General features: G+C 38.1%; 18 protein-coding genes. All 18 read right to left on the reverse strand.

Annotated elements, in window-relative coordinates; genetic code table 11:
* Positions 1-27: 27 nt before the first annotated feature.
* A complete protein-coding gene (locus tag ACY3XC_RS01715; RefSeq protein ID WP_464867029.1) occupies positions 28-927 on the reverse strand; it encodes a hypothetical protein in 900 nt (299 codons plus the stop codon).
* Positions 928-1,034: 107 nt separating this feature from the next.
* Positions 1,035-2,324 carry a 3-phosphoshikimate 1-carboxyvinyltransferase gene (gene aroA, locus ACY3XC_RS01720; protein ID WP_464867030.1) on the reverse strand — a complete coding sequence of 430 codons (1,290 nt, stop codon included), beginning with the start codon at positions 2,322-2,324 and terminating at the stop codon, positions 1,035-1,037.
* Positions 2,325-2,349: 25 nt separating this feature from the next.
* Positions 2,350-3,459: a prephenate dehydrogenase gene (locus ACY3XC_RS01725; RefSeq protein ID WP_464867031.1), complete on the reverse strand. Its 1,110-nt coding sequence runs from the start codon at positions 3,457-3,459 to the stop codon at positions 2,350-2,352.
* 11 nt (positions 3,460-3,470) lie between these two features.
* Complete coding sequence (hisC, locus tag ACY3XC_RS01730; protein ID WP_464867032.1) at positions 3,471-4,583, reverse strand: histidinol-phosphate transaminase; 1,113 nt, start codon at positions 4,581-4,583, stop codon at positions 3,471-3,473.
* Between the two features lie 42 nt (positions 4,584-4,625).
* Positions 4,626-5,000: a chorismate mutase gene (aroH, locus tag ACY3XC_RS01735; protein ID WP_464867033.1), complete on the reverse strand. Its 375-nt coding sequence runs from the start codon at positions 4,998-5,000 to the stop codon at positions 4,626-4,628.
* Between the two features lie 20 nt (positions 5,001-5,020).
* Positions 5,021-6,091 (reverse strand): 3-dehydroquinate synthase, encoded by a 1,071-nt coding sequence (gene aroB / locus ACY3XC_RS01740; RefSeq protein ID WP_464867034.1) that lies wholly within the window; start codon positions 6,089-6,091, stop codon positions 5,021-5,023.
* Positions 6,091-7,263: a chorismate synthase gene (gene aroC / locus ACY3XC_RS01745; protein ID WP_179157317.1), complete on the reverse strand. Its 1,173-nt coding sequence runs from the start codon at positions 7,261-7,263 to the stop codon at positions 6,091-6,093. Before aroC ends, aroB begins: the two co-directional genes overlap by 1 nt.
* Positions 7,264-7,502: 239 nt before the next feature.
* Positions 7,503-7,949: a nucleoside-diphosphate kinase gene (gene ndk, locus ACY3XC_RS01750; RefSeq protein ID WP_179156935.1), complete on the reverse strand. Its 447-nt coding sequence runs from the start codon at positions 7,947-7,949 to the stop codon at positions 7,503-7,505.
* 404 nt (positions 7,950-8,353) lie between these two features.
* Positions 8,354-9,316, reverse strand: a complete 963-nt coding sequence (hepT, locus tag ACY3XC_RS01755; RefSeq protein ID WP_464867035.1) for a heptaprenyl diphosphate synthase component II — start codon at positions 9,314-9,316, stop codon at positions 8,354-8,356.
* Positions 9,317-9,360: 44 nt separating this feature from the next.
* Positions 9,361-10,065, reverse strand: coding sequence for a demethylmenaquinone methyltransferase (locus ACY3XC_RS01760; RefSeq protein WP_464867036.1), 705 nt, complete (start codon positions 10,063-10,065; stop codon positions 9,361-9,363).
* Between the two features lie 4 nt (positions 10,066-10,069).
* A complete protein-coding gene (locus ACY3XC_RS01765; RefSeq protein WP_368737755.1) occupies positions 10,070-10,891 on the reverse strand; it encodes a heptaprenyl diphosphate synthase component 1 in 822 nt (273 codons plus the stop codon).
* A gap of 151 nt (positions 10,892-11,042) precedes the next feature.
* A complete protein-coding gene (gene mtrB, locus ACY3XC_RS01770) occupies positions 11,043-11,279 on the reverse strand; it encodes a trp RNA-binding attenuation protein MtrB (RefSeq protein WP_464867037.1) in 237 nt (78 codons plus the stop codon).
* Positions 11,280-11,291: 12 nt separating this feature from the next.
* The gene (gene folE, locus ACY3XC_RS01775; protein WP_133367205.1) at positions 11,292-11,858 is read right to left on the reverse strand and encodes a GTP cyclohydrolase I FolE; all 567 of its coding nucleotides are present in this window, start codon (positions 11,856-11,858) and stop codon (positions 11,292-11,294) included.
* 146 nt (positions 11,859-12,004) lie between these two features.
* Entirely contained in the window at positions 12,005-12,277 is a 273-nt protein-coding gene (gene hbs, locus ACY3XC_RS01780; protein ID WP_066060959.1) for a non-specific DNA-binding protein Hbs, read from the reverse strand.
* A 362-nt stretch (positions 12,278-12,639) separates the two neighbouring features.
* Positions 12,640-14,118 (reverse strand): stage IV sporulation protein A, encoded by a 1,479-nt coding sequence (spoIVA, locus tag ACY3XC_RS01785; RefSeq protein WP_045517337.1) that lies wholly within the window; start codon positions 14,116-14,118, stop codon positions 12,640-12,642.
* A 285-nt stretch (positions 14,119-14,403) separates the two neighbouring features.
* Complete coding sequence (locus ACY3XC_RS01790) at positions 14,404-15,111, reverse strand: hypothetical protein (RefSeq protein ID WP_464867038.1); 708 nt, start codon at positions 15,109-15,111, stop codon at positions 14,404-14,406.
* A gap of 21 nt (positions 15,112-15,132) precedes the next feature.
* Entirely contained in the window at positions 15,133-15,318 is a 186-nt protein-coding gene (locus tag ACY3XC_RS01795; RefSeq protein ID WP_179156941.1) for a DUF2768 domain-containing protein, read from the reverse strand.
* 244 nt (positions 15,319-15,562) lie between these two features.
* Positions 15,563-16,618 carry an NAD(P)H-dependent glycerol-3-phosphate dehydrogenase gene (locus tag ACY3XC_RS01800; protein WP_464867039.1) on the reverse strand — a complete coding sequence of 352 codons (1,056 nt, stop codon included), beginning with the start codon at positions 16,616-16,618 and terminating at the stop codon, positions 15,563-15,565.
* Positions 16,619-16,624 lie beyond the last annotated feature (6 nt).

Here is a 16,624-nt window from a genome sequence, read left to right on the forward strand (position 1 = left end):
CTCTATCCTCTCGGTTCCCTTGATTGACTATAATGCAAAATAAGATGGGGTACGCACCCTAACATATTCTCCATATCCTGGTTTAAATAAAACCTCTTCCCCTGCTCGTATTACTTTTCCCTTGTTTACTGTTACTACAAGTCTATTACTATGATAAAGAAATAAAGCCACTGTATCAACATTCATGATTTCTCTAGCCTTAAGATATAAATTATAGCTTACTTCTGCTCCATGCAGTAAGCTTGCCTTTTGTGGATATAAGCCCATTTTGTTTAACACTTGAAGTGACAACGGTTGATTCTCTATTAGTTCCTCATATATTGCGGGTATTTTTTCACTTTCCATTATTCCTTTCCATTTCGACACAGCACCCCTTGCTTCCTTCTTTCCTTCATTAGAAAATATTGGAACAAGCGGACAATTATACGGAAAGAGAGCCTCCCTAATCCAACCCCAAGGAATTTTAGTTAGTTCACTGAAATGATCAACATCTATAAAAATTGCAGGAACTCTTTCTTTCTTACACTTCCTAATGAATGAAGGAGTTAAAAGGCGCAGAGGAATTTTAACACTAATAAGAAAGTCAATTGGACTACTCATAAGTGTCGTTTTTGTTTCATTTATCTTTTTTGTTAATTCACTTTCGTAAGAAATCGAAATATAGGTAAGTAAGGTGGTACACCCTTTCAAAAGGAAATTCTCAATCATATATTTCCGAAATTCCTTAAAGGAAGCATTTAGAGGGATACTTGAATCTAAAAGCACATAAGATGGGGTCATAATAAAAGATTCTGCATTCATTTTCATTAATTTCTTATGATGAATTTGAGCATATTTTGCAGCTATGTGGTTTCCTTTAATCAGCAACGATGATTTTGTAAGTTCAGTTTCCTTAAGAATGTTGGCATTTTCAATAATATACTCCATCCTACCACCCCTTCCTAGCTTTAAAGTTCTTAAGACAAGCTATGAGCCAATCTTAAAAACTATGACAGGAAAATACAGACTCAAAAAAAGCTGCACAAGTGGCAGCTTTATTTTTTCAAGCTATTAAGATGGCTGAAAAAGTTAGGGTAAGAAACCGAAATGGCCTCTGGGTTTTCAAGCTGAACTTCGTCCTTACATAGCAGTGAAGCAATCGCTAGCATCATTCCGATTCTATGATCACCATGACTGGACACGGTTCCGCCTCTAAGAGTAGTTCCGCCATGAATAATCATTCCATCCTCAGTAGCTTCTATTGAAGCTCCAAGTTTCGATAATTCCTGCACAACCGTATCAATTCGATTTGTTTCTTTGACTTTAAGCTCAGATGCATCTTTTATAATTGTGGTTCCTTCTGCTTGTGTAGCTAATAAGGCAATGATTGGGATTTCATCAATTAGTCTTGGGATCACATCACCTTCAATGACTGTTCCTTTAAGACTTGATGTTTTAATCGTAATATTTCCAGCTGGTTCAAAAGCATCTTCATCATGGTTATGAATTTCTAAATTGGCACCCATTTGATTCATGACCTCGATGATGCCCGTTCTAGTCGGATTTAGACCTACATTCATAAGGACAATTTCACTATCAGGAACAATTGCACCGGCAACTAGGAAAAAAGCTGCTGAAGAAATATCTCCAGGAACTAGAATATCAGAGGCTTTCAGCTTTTGACCGCCTTTTACCGTAATTGTACGATTATCCTTCCCGACTTCACCACCAAATTTCCGAATCATTCTTTCGGTATGATCTCGCGATTCTGCTTTTTCGATTATGATTGTTTCTCCCTCGGCTTGAAGACCTGCAAGAATTAGCGCAGATTTCACCTGAGCACTAGCAACAGGCATGTTATAGTGAATGTGATTTAAATGTCCACCGCGAATACTAAGGGGAGTAAATTCTCCATTCTTACGACCATCAATTTGCGCACCCATTGTTCTAAGTGGCTCCGTCACTCTTGTCATAGGTCTTTTGCCAATCGAGTGATCACCTATGAGTGAAGAGAAGAATGGTCTTCCCGCTAAAATCCCTAATAATAATCGAATGGTTGTTCCAGAATTCCCAACATCCAATATCTCATTAGGTTCCTTTAATCCATCAAATCCGTTTCCATGGATAGTTAATTCATTCTCATTTTCTTCAATTACGACTCCTAACTTTCGAAAACAAGAAATTGTACTTAAACAATCATCGCCTGGCAGAAAATTTGTCACCCTTGTTACACCTTGGGCAATTGAACCAAACATAACTGAACGATGTGAAATTGATTTATCTCCGGGTATTTCAATCATACCCCTTAAACCATTCATAGTTGGCTGCAATTCTATTAATTCCATTTCATCACCTATATTCCAAATCAAATTATGTTCCAATTGAGGTCGCGTAGCTTGAGCAGTTATGAATACACTTTTCTGCCCGCTGGCGGTCCTCTTCTGTTTGAAAACTAATTACAAGGACTCCGTAGATTTCGTCCTCTCGAGTTTCTAATATCCGAATATTTGTTATACTTATATTTTCTTTTGCCAGGTATCCTGTAACCTCAGAAACCACACCAGGGTAGTCCGGAACATCAACAAATAGATCGTAAAATGAAGGAATTGCTCCTTTTTCTCTTACCGGCAGGCCATCACGGTATTGCTTAGCCTGCTGAAAATAATGGAAAATTCCACCACTATCTTCCTGCTCGAGTAACTCCTTAACCCAATCCATTTCTTCCTTCCATTTATCAATTAACTCTATCAAAACCTCGCGATTATGCAGTAAAATATCCTTCCACATTGCTGGGCTGCTAGAAGCAATCCTAGTAATATCTCTAAACCCTCCTGCTGCTAATCGCGGAATAAGACTCTCTTCTCCAGCTAACCTCTCTGTTTGACGCACTATAGAGGCTGCAATGATATGAGGGAAATGGCTGACGATACCTGTTAAATAATCGTGGGTTTCCGGTGTCACACTTAAAAATTTCGCATTTGTGCCATTGAGCCATGTCTTCAACATTTCCACTTTGGATTTTTCAACATGTTCCTCTGGTGTTAGGAGATAAAAGGCATTTTCAAAAAGGATTTCTTTTGCAGCAGACACACCACTTTTATGTGACCCAGCCATCGGATGACCTCCGATAAAGGTGTATCCTTTTTTCATAAGGCTTGCAGCATTAGCAACTATTTTACTTTTTGTACTTCCGGTATCAGTAATGATTACATCTGGATTTAACGATTGATCTGACAATAAGTGAATAATCGCTTCCGTTTCGATTACTGGTGCGGAAATAATAATTAAATCTGCGGCTTTAGCACCTTCTGCTATATGATCAGCCACTTCATCAATAACTCCTAGCATTTTAGCCAGCCTAGCCTGTTCTTGATGAATATCATAGCCTATTATGATAGCGTCTTTATGCTCTTTCTTAATACATAAAGCTAAAGAACCGCCAATTAACCCAAGCCCTATAACAAAAACTCGGCCTTTCATTGGTAGTCCGCCTACTTTCCACTGAGCTTAGCTGTATTTTGTTGTGTTAAAAATTCACCTAGTGCTTTTAACACACCTTCATTTTGTTCATCTGAACCAATAGTAATTCTTAATGAAGAAGGGAATCCTAATGCTTTTCCAGATCTAACGATGTAACCTTTTTCTAATAGAAATTGAAATCCTTGATCAGCATCGGCATTAATATCTATTAAAACAAAATTTGTTTGAGAAGGATAAAACTCTAGTTCGTATTGTTCGCAGAATTCATAAAATTTAGTCAAACCTTGTCTGTTTTTCTCTTTGCAATTTTCGACAAACTCTTGATCTCCAAGAGCAGCTATAGCTGCAATCTGTCCAAATGAATTAACATTGAACGGTTCCCTTGCAGGTTCAAGTGCTTGAATTATTGAACGGTTGGCAACACCATAGCCAACTCTTAATGAAGCAAGTCCGTATATTTTAGAAAATGTTCGTAACACAATTAAATTTGGATATTTGCCTGTTAATTCAATTGAATTATAGTAATCATCAGCAACTACGTATTCATAATAGGCCTCATCCAACACAACTAAAACATGGGATGGAACTTGATCTAAAAAGGCAATCAATTTATTTTCTGCTACATATGTACCTGTTGGATTATTAGGGCTGCAAACCCAGACAACATTGGTATTTTCATCAATGGCAGCAAACATTTGCTCTAAATCATGCTCACCATTGAGTAATGGAATTTCCCTAATCTCTGCTCCTTCAATTACAGCATTATGCTTGTATTGGGAAAAAGAAGGTGTCGCCATTACCGTATTAGCCCCTGGATGTAATAATGACCTTGAAATAATTTGGATAATGTTATCCGAACCATTCCCAAATATTAATTCATCTTGACTTACATTTAAGAAAGAAGCTACAGATTCCCTTAAAGTGGTCATGTAGCCATCAGGGTAAATAGCAAAGCCTGGTTGATTGTTTTTTAGTGCAGAAAGTACTTTATTTGAACACCCAAACGGATTTTCGTTTGAGGCTAGCTTAACAATCTGTTCTAAATTATATTGTTTTTTAACTGACTCAATTGATTTACCTGGCTGATATGGAGTCAGTGTTAATAACTGCTTTTTCCATCTCATTTATCTCCACTCCATCCTAAAGATTATATATTATAATGCTGTCTATTTAGCCAAGGTATTACCTAAATCAGGTCTTAATACCTTTGCCCCCCCTAAATAAACATGCACAATTTCTTCCTGTGTTACAGCCGTATTTACATGCATCATAACTCTAACGCACATTTCCAAAGAATTTGGCACTGGCAATTCTCTCATACACATAACAGGGACGTAGGTCCAGCCGGCAAATTTACGCAGCGCTTTTGCTGGAAAAACAGCGTTTAAGTCTTCTGTTGTTGAAATAAAAACAGATGCTACCTGCTCAGGTAGAATATTGTTTTCCTCAATCAATTGTTTTACAAGCCCTTCTGTTGCAGATACGATTGCTTCCTCGGTATTGCAATCAACGGTGATTGCTCCCCTCACCCCTCTAATCATATGAAAAGCACCCCTTGTTTTTAAAAATTCTTGAGCTGATCTACTAGAAAATCATCCGAAAGCTCGTGAAGTTTTGGTTTCCCTAATTGCTCTAACAATACAAACTTTACTGAACCACCTGCAGACTTTTTATCCTGCTTCATTTTTGAAAGTAAATGCTCAACCGATAAATGTGCTGGTATTTCTGTTTGGTACCCAAGCCCTCGGACCCAGGTAATAAATTCTTCTGTATTAAAGGATAGTCCAGAAACCTCTTTACTGATCTTTAACGCAAAAATCATACCAATCATTATAGCTTCACCATGAGTAAAATTACCATAGCCCATTTCTGATTCAATTGCATGTCCTAATGTATGTCCAAAATTCAAATAAGCTCGAATTCCTGTCTCTTTTTCATCCTTTGAGACAAATTCGTTTTTTATTTGAATTCCCTTTGTAAGGGATTCAAATAATTGTTCAGTGGTTAAAGAGTTAAGATTATCGATATCTGATTTTAACCTTTTATAAAAGCTAGCATCGTAAATAAGTGCATGTTTAATAACCTCTGCAAAACCAGAACGAATTTCTTGTTCAGGCAGTGTATGGAGTAATTCTAAATCATAAAAAACAGCCTCAGGCTGATGAAAAGCCCCAATCATATTTTTTCCTAAAGGATGATTAATAGCAACTTTTCCCCCAACTGCACTATCATGAGCAAGGATGGTAGTTGGAACTTGGATAAATGGTATTCCCCTCATAAACGCTGAAGCAACAAAACCAGATAAGTCACCTACTGCACCACCGCCAAAAGCGAGTATGGCAGATTTTCGGTCTAGACGGTTTTCTAATGCCACGGATAAGGCATCATAGAAGACTTCGAACGTTTTTGCTTTTTCACCACTAGGAGCAGTAAAAACAACTGGATTCCATTCAGTTAAAAAGGGTAATACTTTATCAAGATGAATCCTGCCAACTGTTTCATCTGTAATAATTAATATTCTAGTCAGATTTGTAAAATGATTCTTTAAAAAAGTACTTATTTCACTTCTTACGCCTTCACCGACAAACACATTATAGCTTTTGGAACTTGTTTGAATTTCAATGGCTTCCATTAAAATTCCCTCGCATATTCACGCTGACGGTTAATTTCAGCAGCAAATGTCTCGAACCGGTCACTATAAAATTGATCAATAAGAGAATTAGCAAGCTCCCATGCGACCACATTTTCTGCCACTACCGCTGCTGCAGGAACAGCACAGCTGTCGGAACGCTCTACACTTGCAGAAAATGGCTCCTTACTATCGATGTCAACGCTCATGAGTGGCTTATATAGCGTTGGTATTGGCTTCATTACTCCTCGAACGACAATTGGCATCCCTGTTGTCATACCGCCTTCAAAACCGCCTAGACGGTTCGTCTTTCGCGTATAACCATTATCTTCGTCCCAAACAATCTCATCATGCACTTCACTTCCAGGCTTTCTTGCAGCTTCAAAGCCTATTCCAAATTCTACACCTTTAAAGGCATTAATACTTATTATCGCTGCTGCGAGCTTTGCATCCAATTTTCTATCATATTGCACATAGCTTCCTATTCCTGAAGGCATGCCTGAAGCAATGACTTCAACAACTCCGCCAATTGAATCACCATTTTTCTTAGCATTATCAATCGCATCCATCATTTCCTGTTCTACACTAGGGTCTGCACAGCGTACAGATGAAAGCTCCGTTCTTTCCTTTATCTCTTCAATTGATAAATTTGTATTTGGCTTGGCTTTAATACCGCCAATTTCAACAACATGGGAAACAAGTGTAACACCGACTAGCGATAAAAGTTTCTTAGCAACTGCACCGGCTGCTACTCTTACAGTAGTTTCTCGTGCAGATGAACGCTCAAGAACATTTCTCATATCTCGATGACCATATTTTATAGCTCCGTTTAAATCTGCATGTCCTGGTCTTGGTCGAGTTATTTTTCGTTTTACTTCATCCTCTTGTCCCTCTAATAATGGGTCTGCTCCCATAATTTTCGTCCAATGCTTCCAGTCATTATTCTTTACTACTAGAGCAACTGGAGATCCAAGTGTTTCCCCATGTCGTACTCCAGATGTGATTTCAACTGTATCCTTTTCAATTTGCATTCGCCTGCCGCGGCCGTACCCCTGCTGCCTTCTTGCAAGCTCTGTATTAATATCCTCAGCTAATAATGGCATTCCTGCTGGCAGTCCCTCTAGTATTGTCGTTAATTGCGGACCGTGTGATTCTCCAGCTGTTAAATATCTCATTCCCATTACACTTTCCCCCTTCAACTCATTAAAGGATTTTTATCAATATACCATAATTAGACTAATAAACCTAGTATAATTATCTGAAAATAGCATAAATTGATAGATGATTATTTATTTAATGATAATAACAGTTACCCTATTTGTACACTATTGTTTTGAAATATTTTAATCATTTTTATGTATGCGCATACAAAAAAGGCACCTGTATATGCATACAAGTGCCTTTTATCTCTAAATTAGTAAATCCATTCGTTAACTAGTTTAGAGTACTCAACAACGCCGCCATCTTTAAAAAATAATCCAATTTCACGCTCTGCACTTGCAGGTGAATCTGAACCGTGAATAACATTCTTGCCAACTGTTAAGCCAAAGTCGCCACGGATTGTACCTTGGGCAGCATCTTTAGGATTTGTTGACCCCATCATTTGACGTGCAGTTGCAATCACATTTTCACCCTGCCAAACCATAGCAAAAACAGGACCAGATGTGATGAAATCTACTAATTCACCAAAGAATGGACGTTCTTTGTGCTCACCATAGTGCTCCTCAGCAAGTTCAGTCGGAATGCTCATTAATTTAGCGCCAACTAATTGGAAGCCCTTTTTTTCAAAACGAGCAACGATTTCTCCGATTAAATTACGTTGTACACCATCAGGCTTCACCATTAAAAATGTTTTTTCCATGAATTCCACTCCTAGTTATGTATGTATATGGATGTTAATAAGAACAACCCACCGAAAATATTAACATTGTTTCGAATATTTCGCAAGCCAGAAAAGCGGAAGCGCCTTGGGCAGGGAAAAATGCAGTTCAATTTTTCCTAGGGGCGACAGGCATAAGGCGAGCCGGCAGGAAGGTTGCTTTTTAACCTTCTTGACGGATTGTCGGAAATGTGGAGGTGACTGCCCTGGGACGAAGGCATAAGACGAACCCTGAAAGAAGGCGTTCTTTGCCTTCTTCAGGGGGCGGCTTATGACTCGAGTCCCAAGGAGCCGAAACTAGACAAACTTATGACCCCGAGCCTCTAGGCGCTGAAGCTAGACAAGTCCATAAAAAAGGAGCTAATCTCAGATTAGCTCCTTACCTTTTAATATTTTCTTCGACCGATGAATTTTGCGATATCTCGCAGTGTTTTTTTGGCTCGATTAGCTGGCAGCTCTTCTAGTACAGCTAGTGCTTTATCTAAGTACAAATCGCTTAATGCGATCGACTTTTCAATTGCACCGGACCCTTTAATAAGGGTGATAATTTTTTGAATTTGAGCAGGCTCCATGTCCTCGTGAACCTTTTTAATCTCCCTGCGAATGTTTTCATTCTCCATTGCATATAGAGCGGGAGCTGTAATATTCCCTTGAAGCAGGTCACTGCCTGCAGGCTTTCCCAGCTCCTCTTCTGAGGAAGTAAAATCCAAGATATCGTCTGTAATTTGAAATGCCATTCCAACGTAATAACCAAATAAGTACAGTTTTTTATGAGTGGACTCTTCAACATCTGCAGCAATAGCACCAAGCTGACAACTTGCAGAAATGAGCAGTGCTGTCTTCCTTTTGATTCGGCGCAAATAATCCCTAAGATTTTGATCAAAACGGTACTTATCCTTTATTTGTTGAATTTCTCCAACTGTTACCTCAACAATGGTATTGGCTAATATTTTATGAGCTAAGGGCTTATTTAGTTCACTCATCAATTCAAGTGAGAGCGCAAAGATAAAATCCCCCGTATACATGGCAGTCTTGTTGTCCCATTTTGCCTTAACTGTCGGCTGACCTCTTCGCAAGTCCGCGTCGTCAATGACGTCATCATGTACTAATGAAGCCATGTGTATAAGCTCCAAAGCAACAGCAACGTATTTCATTATATTAATATCATAGTGACCAAACTTACCAGCCAATAAAACAAAAACAGGCCGAATTCTTTTACCTCCTGCCTGAAGGGTATGCAAAGAAGCCCGTTTCAAAAGAAGAGAATCCGCCTGAATGGTCTCTTCTAATTTTCTTTCAATTGTATTTATATCTGAATTCAAAAATGAATACATCATCTTTAATTTCATTTGTATTCACCAGCTTTTCATCCTGTTTGCATGTCTATTTTTATTTACTTTTTATATCCGAAATGTACGGCTGCAGCACCACCACTATATGGCTTATAATAAACATCTTTAAAGCCGGCAGTCTCAAACAGTCTAGCTAATTCTTTCATTCCCGGAAAATTGCGGGCCGATTCATGGAGCCAGGAGTATTCTTTATAGCTCTTTGCAAATAGCTTGCCAAACATAGGCATAATAAATTTAAAATAAAAATAATATAGCTGTTTATACCCTGCTAAAGTAGGCTGGGAGGTTTCAAGGCAGACCGCAATGCCTCCTGGTTTTAAAACACGATTCATTTCTTTTAATACTTGAAGGTAATCTGGAACATTTCGTAACCCAAATCCTATCGTTACATAATCAAAGCTATTATCAGGGAAAGGCAGTTCCATCGCATTACCATGAATTAAGTTAACCTGCTTTAGGCCTAGGCTTTTCACCTTTTCAATCCCGACATTTAGCATATTTTGACTAAAGTCCAATCCAGTCACTTCACCGGAAGGACCAACAGCTTCTGCTAAAGCAATCGTCCAGTCCCCTGTTCCACAACATACATCCAGCGCTTTCGAACCTGGCTTGACATTCATCCTTTTCATGGTGTCCTTACGCCATTTGATGTGCTGCTGAAAACTAATAACCGAGTTCATTTTATCATAGTTATCAGATATTTTCTCAAAGACCTTATGAACTCGTTGTTCCTTAGATTGCTGCATTTGCTTACCCTTCTTCCACTAAAGTTTTCGCAATTGGTTGATGTTCATTAATGATCGAAGTAATTCTAGCTTCAAGCATATCATTTAAATATGGCAGCTGACTTATTCCTTTTAACAGGAATTGTTTTGAAGAATCAAGATAACGATCACAAATCACAAGCAAATCTCTTTGCTGTTTATCTGATAGATTTTTTATTGTAAGGTTTTTATTTGGACTAGTAATATCTTTCATGTATTCAAACAAATAGCTGCTTCTAGCTTCCAAAAACAGGTTCTTCTCGTTAAGCAAGCGCTTGAAAAAAAATAAGTTGGCTATAAATTCATTCCATAAGTCCACTTTAAAACATTCAGAGAATTTCACAAGTAAAGAGCTTTCAATTCTCTTTATACTTGTCATTAGGTTTTCAATATCGTAAAGTTCCTTTTGATAGACAGAAACTTTATGTTCATTAACCTCTTTTATCCCTTTTGAGAGTTCTTTTATCATGATGATATTTTCAGAATCTGCCAGTAGTTTATAATATAAACCACTATAATAATCCCCAGCCAGGACCGTTAATTGTCTATTTTTTTCATCCACATTTGCATTAGATATATGCTCATGGGTATCAAGGGCAATCTGGATGAGCATAGTTGTCATCGTATAATTTTTTAACTCATTGTAAGACAATTCGAGTCGATCCATAATGGACACAAGAATAAGCAGTTTATCTTCATCAATTACAGGCTTCTCAATATATTTTAGCAAGTAAGGATGAAATACTTTTTGCTCAACTTGCTCCTTAATGTCTGTAAACTTTTGTCGAATGTCTGGCAAATTAATCACCCTTGCTTCCCCGAATTAATATATTTATTACGATCCTTTTGTGTAAACAAGGCAGTGACAATTATATCATAAAAGCTTATGTATGGGCAGAAATTCACAAAATAAATACATTTCCACCGATATGAAATAAAAATGTAAAACGAATGACTGACTACTTTTTCATTTCGCTTTCAATTTCGCCAAATTGAGTCATTATTTTTGCATTTCCCCTAATCTTTATTGCTGATGTATGTTCGGTGAATTGAGCTATAAGCACTTCGCCTTTATCCAGCTTTTCAGAATGATGAAATTTTGTGTCAGTGCCTCGCGTCAATCCAATAACATTAACTCCATCATCAACAGCTTTGATCACAACAAAATCGCTGCTTTGAGATTGTCGTTTTTCCATAGTATCACCCCACTAACTTTTAATTAAAGATAATATTTCAGAACGAGCAATGGTATCATTTGCAAGATTGCCCCGTACTGCAGTTGTTACTGTTTTTGACCCCGGTTTTTTTACCCCGCGCATTGTCATACACATATGTTCTGCCTCAACAACAACCATTACTCCATGTGGAGCTAATTTTTCCATCAAACTATTAGCAATAGTAGAGGTGATTCTCTCTTGAAGCTGAGGTCTTTTAGCGACTGCCTCTACTGCCCTTGCTAATTTGCTTAACCCTGTCACACGTCCATCTTTTGGGATATAGGCCACATGTGCTTTTCCAAAGAAAGGTACTAGATGGTGTTCACACATGGAATAGAACGGGATGTCCTTCACTAGAACTAATTCTTCATGGTCTTCACTGAATACGGTCTCGAAATGTTTTTTCGGATCTTCATTAAGACCGCTAAAAACCTCTTCATACATTTTTGCTACTCGTTTCGGAGTATCAAGCAAGCCTTCCCTGCTCGGATCTTCACCAATCGCTGTTAATATTAAACGTACTGCTTCTTCAATTTGGGTACGATTCACTTCAGACATGCATATTCCCCCTACTATATATCAACCAAGTATATATGACAAATACATATTAGCACAACAAAATTGATGTTCAAAGTAAGAAACCAAAAGAAAAAAGGCCATGGTGGTTACCATGACCTTTTTGCCGAGGCAATAAATTTATGTAATTATTTTACTGCATCTTTAAGTGCTTTACCTGGTTTGAAAGCAGGAACTTTGCTTGCACCAATTTCGATTTCCTCACCAGTTTGAGGATTACGTCCTTTACGTGCTGCGCGTTCGCGTACTTCAAAGTTTCCAAAACCGATTAGTTGGACTTTATCACCATTTTTCAAAGCATCTAGAATTGCATCAAATACAGCATCAACTGCTTTTGTAGCGTCTTTTTTAGAAAGCTCGCTTGCTTCTGCAACTGCGTTAATTAGTTCTGTCTTGTTCATGCTATTCACCTCCTCCCAATGATTATAAGTTAAGAATCATAAATAAGATTACTTATCTACATTTCTAAACAATTTTTCTAATTTCTATACGTCATAGTGCGGTTTTATTGGAAAAGTAATCAAAAAATGCAGTTTTTGATATTTTAATCTACTTTTTTAATAAAAACCTTATTATATAAAGGTTTTAAGCACCAAACGTAAGTCTGATAAAAGATTATCACAATCATTTACGCTTATCAAGAATAATTCATGAAATAATGGTAATCTTTTCTTCATTTCTACAAATTTCTACTAAATTTCGTAATTATGGGTATAGATATTTGTAATAAAAAGAAAAAAGACTCCAAATGGAGTCTTTAAGCCTAAAGGATTATTGCAATCAAACCGCCTGATCCTTCGTTAATAATTCTCTCTAACGTCTCTTTTAGTTTATACCTTGCATTCTCTGGCATTAAGGAAAGCTTGGCTTGGATACCCTCCCTAACGATAGAGCTTAACGAACGTCCAAATATATCAGAATTCCAAATGGATAATGGATCATCCTCGAAGTCCTGCATTAGGTAGCGCACTAACTCTTCACTTTGCTTTTCTGTACCGATAATTGGAGCGAACTCAGATTCAACATCAACCTTTATCATATGAATGGATGGGGCAACCGCTCGCAGCCTAACTCCAAACCTTGCACCTTGGCGGATAATTTCAGGTTCTTCCAGGCTCATATCTGAAAGTGACGGCGACGCAATTCCGTAGCCAGTTTGTTTGACCATTCTTAATGCATCAGAAATATGGTCATATTCTGCTTTTGCATGTGCAAAATCCTGCATGAGTTCAAGGAGATGATCTTTACCCCTGATTTCCACCCCGACAATTTCTTTTAAAATATCATCGTAAAGTTCGTCTGGAGCAAATAAATCAATTTCTGCAACACCTTGACCCATTTCAATTCCAGCTAACCCAGCTCTCTCAATATAGTCAAAGTCGCTAAATTGCTGTACGACCCGATCAACATCTCTTAATCTCTTGATATCTTTAACTGTTTCTTTAACAGCTTCTTGATAACTTTCACGCAGCCAGTGATTTTCTCTCAAAACCATTACCCAGCTCGGCAGGTTAACATTAACTTCAAGGACTGGAAACTCATATAGAGCCTCTCTAAGAACATTAAGTACATCACTGTCACGCATACTTTCAACACTCATTGCAAGGACAGGAATGTCATACTTTTCCGCTAAGCTAGACCTAAGTGTTTCAGTGCTAGGGTGATATGGCTGGGCGCTATTGACAACCATAATAAACGGTTTGCCAACTTCCTTCAGCTCGTTAATGACTCGTTCCTCAGCTTCAATGTAATTGCTTCTTGGAATTTCACCAATTGTCCCATCCGTAGTAACCACTACCCCAATTGTAGAATGCTCTTGAATCACTTTTCGCGTTCCAATTTCAGCGGCTTCATGGAACGGGATAGGTTCCTCGTACCAAGGGGTAGTAATCATCCTAGGGCCATTTTCATCCTCATAGCCTTTTGCACCTGGGACAGTGTAACCAACACAATCAACCAGTCTAATATTTACATTAAGACCCTCATCAACATGCACAGTTGCCGCTTGGTTCGGAACGAACTTTGGCTCTGTGGTCATGATTGTTTTCCCGGCTGCACTCTGAGGAAGTTCATCGACTGTTCTTGATCTCTCTGCCTCATTGTCTATATTCGGTAAAACCACAAGCTCCATAAATTTTTTAATAAATGTGGATTTTCCTGTTCGAACAGCACCTACTACTCCTAAATAAATATCACCGCCAGTTCTTTCGGCAATATCTTTGAAAATATCAACCTTTTCCAAGTGATCCCCTCCCGATCATAGAGTAAAGTGGGATAATATTATCCATCAAGATATTTTTGGACAATATATATTTATGACGTTGTCCTATATTGTTATGACACTTTTTTATAAATTTTTTACCCCCTTAAATAAATATTCCATGAATATGCAGGTATCTGTTGTGTCTGAACAGTTGAACGGATGAGGGTTCCCGAGGCAAAGTACAAGTGATCCATTTTTGCCCAAAAAAAAACCCTACTCCTACAATATATTTCGCAGGTGAAGGGTTATGACTATTTGACATTCTTATTGCTTTAAAAAAACTGGCTCATTATTCTCATCAATTGTGTATGGCAAAGAATAGGCAGGAACAAACATGGAATCTTCCACAAGTATATTACGTATATCCTCACCCGGTTTTACCGGCTTTTCTGCTTTTTTTAGCTGCTGGTATAAATCCTGCCGATAATCGACATAGACTTCAGCATCTGTTGTGACCACAAATGGGAGATTTTGATTAGAATATGGACTAACCACGTATGGCTCCTGTTTATATCCTAATTCATTAAAATCAATCGTATATACATTATCAGCAAGTTTGTCTTTATATGGCGGATATCCATTGGATTTAATCCTCAGTTTGATATCACGAATCGTATCAACCATCCTCAAGTCTAACAGTTTTACAGTTGGATTGGTTTCAACATCTACAAGAACATATTGGAATATCCCGCCACTTTCAAAGGCATTCCCCGGGGGCTCCGCAATGTACTTGGGAGCGATTTTTTTAAAATCTATCGGATATTTTTGATATATTGGAGTCACTGCATCTCTTGTTTTTATCGGCAGAATTCCCCCATTATCCTCCTTAAAGGTGTTCACCGCTTGTTGAACTGCTTGGATTTGGTCGGTATATGGGATTTGATTCTCTGCTAACTTCTCTGAGGGATACATGCATCCTGATAACATCAAAGTTGTAAAGATTAGTAATGTGCAAATGACTTTCCAATTCATACAATCACCTGTTTTTTTGTATTATGTAAAAAGGACAACAAATAATGTAATACCTGAAATAAATAAAAAAATGTAAGCTAAAACAGCAGTTAAAACCTTTAGAATGCCTTTTAACTTATAACGACTTAGATATATTGTAAAAATCGCCAGGAACATAAGACCCATCCCCGCAATTGATATCCACATTTTCAGCATACCTGGTGACATTAGGACACCCCCCTTATTCCGAAAGCTATTATACCATAAGGAAGATGTTTTCATGAAAATTTTTGTTTTTTTACTAAACAAAAAAACTGAAGTAAAGAGGGGCGAATTCCTTACTTCAGTCTTAGTGACTAAACAACCCATTCATTTGGTTCATACTACACGTGTGCTTCGCTTGCATTGTATGCAACCATGCGGGGAAACGCACTCAATGAATGCCTATTTTTCAGAGAAAAATACACAATTTTTAATCTTCAAGGTTTCTTTCCTCAAGAATATTCACCAAATCTTCCATTTCATGAGTTTTACCACGGGCCATTAATACATCCACCGCATCTTTTGCGTTTTTCCCATTAAATAATACATCGTAAAGGGCACATGTAATCGGCATACTCACGTTATACTTTTGGGCAAGCTGATAGGCTGCTTTCGTTGTTCTTACACCCTCTACAACCATTCCCATGTTATCAAGAACCTCTTCTAGGTTATTCCCTTTACCAAGAAGGTTTCCAGCTCTCCAGTTCCTTGAATGAACGCTTGTACAAGTTACAATCAAATCTCCTATACCTGCTAATCCAGAAAACGTTAACGGGTTAGCCCCCATTTTGGTTCCCAAGCGAGCTATTTCTGCTAAACCTCTTGTTATTAATGCAGCTTTCGCATTATCACCATACCCCAGCCCGTCCGTTATTCCGGCAGCCAAGGCAATGATATTCTTCAATGCGCCGCCGATTTCAACTCCAATAACATCTGGATTCGTATAAACTCGAAAATTATGGTTAATAAACAAATCTTGAATCTCTTCAGCGGCACTCATATCTTCAGAAGAAACCGTAACAGTTGTTGGGTGCCTCCTGCTGACTTCCTCAGCATGGCTTGGGCCTGAAAGGACAACAACAGCTTTTAAAAGCTCCGTTGGCATTTCTTCTTTGATCAGTTCTGATATTCTCAAAAGGGAATCAGGTTCAATCCCTTTACTAACATGTGCAATGGTCAAAGGTGAGTTTTGAACATTGCGTACCTTCCCAAGTACTTCGCGGATAGCTTTCGTTGGTACCGCTAAAATAACTGTTTTAATTTCTGCCAAAGCGTCCCTTACTGACGCAAAGCCGACAATCAATTCTGGCAGCTGTATTTCAGGCAAGTATTTTTTATTCGTATGGTATTGATTAATTTCTTGAACTTGGGATTCATTATGGCTCCACAATCTGACTTCATGTCCATTGTCTGCAAGGACCATCGCAAGGGCTGTTCCCCAGCTTCCAGCACCAATAACGGCTACAGCTTCTTTCTTTTCCCGCATTTAGAT

It is taken from the genome of Bacillus sp. CZDM1, assembly GCF_055502545.1.

What these genes read in the sequence shown, in the direction of transcription:
- ACY3XC_RS01760 (WP_464867036.1), bottom strand. Translation starts at nt 10,065, where the DNA reads ATGCAGCAATCTAAGGAACAACGAGTTCATAAGGTCTTTGAGAAAATA.
- ACY3XC_RS01725 (WP_464867031.1), bottom strand. Translation starts at nt 3,459, where the DNA reads ATGAAAGGCCGAGTTTTTGTTATAGGGCTTGGGTTAATTGGCGGTTCT.
- hisC (WP_464867032.1), bottom strand. Translation starts at nt 4,583, where the DNA reads ATGAGATGGAAAAAGCAGTTATTAACACTGACTCCATATCAGCCAGGT.
- mtrB (WP_464867037.1), bottom strand. Translation starts at nt 11,279, where the DNA reads ATGGAAAAACGACAATCTCAAAGCAGCGATTTTGTTGTGATCAAAGCT.
- ACY3XC_RS01790 (WP_464867038.1), bottom strand. Translation starts at nt 15,111, where the DNA reads ATGAATTGGAAAGTCATTTGCACATTACTAATCTTTACAACTTTGATG.
- aroA (WP_464867030.1), bottom strand. Translation starts at nt 2,324, where the DNA reads ATGGAATTAATAGAATTGCAGCCAACTATGAATGGTTTAAGGGGTATG.
- hepT (WP_464867035.1), bottom strand. Translation starts at nt 9,316, where the DNA reads ATGAAATTAAAGATGATGTATTCATTTTTGAATTCAGATATAAATACA.
- aroC (WP_179157317.1), bottom strand. Translation starts at nt 7,263, where the DNA reads ATGAGATATTTAACAGCTGGAGAATCACACGGTCCGCAATTAACGACA.
- folE (WP_133367205.1), bottom strand. Translation starts at nt 11,858, where the DNA reads ATGTCTGAAGTGAATCGTACCCAAATTGAAGAAGCAGTACGTTTAATA.
- hbs (WP_066060959.1), bottom strand. Translation starts at nt 12,277, where the DNA reads ATGAACAAGACAGAACTAATTAACGCAGTTGCAGAAGCAAGCGAGCTT.
- aroB (WP_464867034.1), bottom strand. Translation starts at nt 6,091, where the DNA reads ATGGAAGCCATTGAAATTCAAACAAGTTCCAAAAGCTATAATGTGTTT.
- aroH (WP_464867033.1), bottom strand. Translation starts at nt 5,000, where the DNA reads ATGATTAGAGGGGTGAGGGGAGCAATCACCGTTGATTGCAATACCGAG.
- ndk (WP_179156935.1), bottom strand. Translation starts at nt 7,949, where the DNA reads ATGGAAAAAACATTTTTAATGGTGAAGCCTGATGGTGTACAACGTAAT.
- ACY3XC_RS01800 (WP_464867039.1), bottom strand. Translation starts at nt 16,618, where the DNA reads ATGCGGGAAAAGAAAGAAGCTGTAGCCGTTATTGGTGCTGGAAGCTGG.
- ACY3XC_RS01715 (WP_464867029.1), bottom strand. Translation starts at nt 927, where the DNA reads ATGGAGTATATTATTGAAAATGCCAACATTCTTAAGGAAACTGAACTT.
- ACY3XC_RS01795 (WP_179156941.1), bottom strand. Translation starts at nt 15,318, where the DNA reads ATGTCACCAGGTATGCTGAAAATGTGGATATCAATTGCGGGGATGGGT.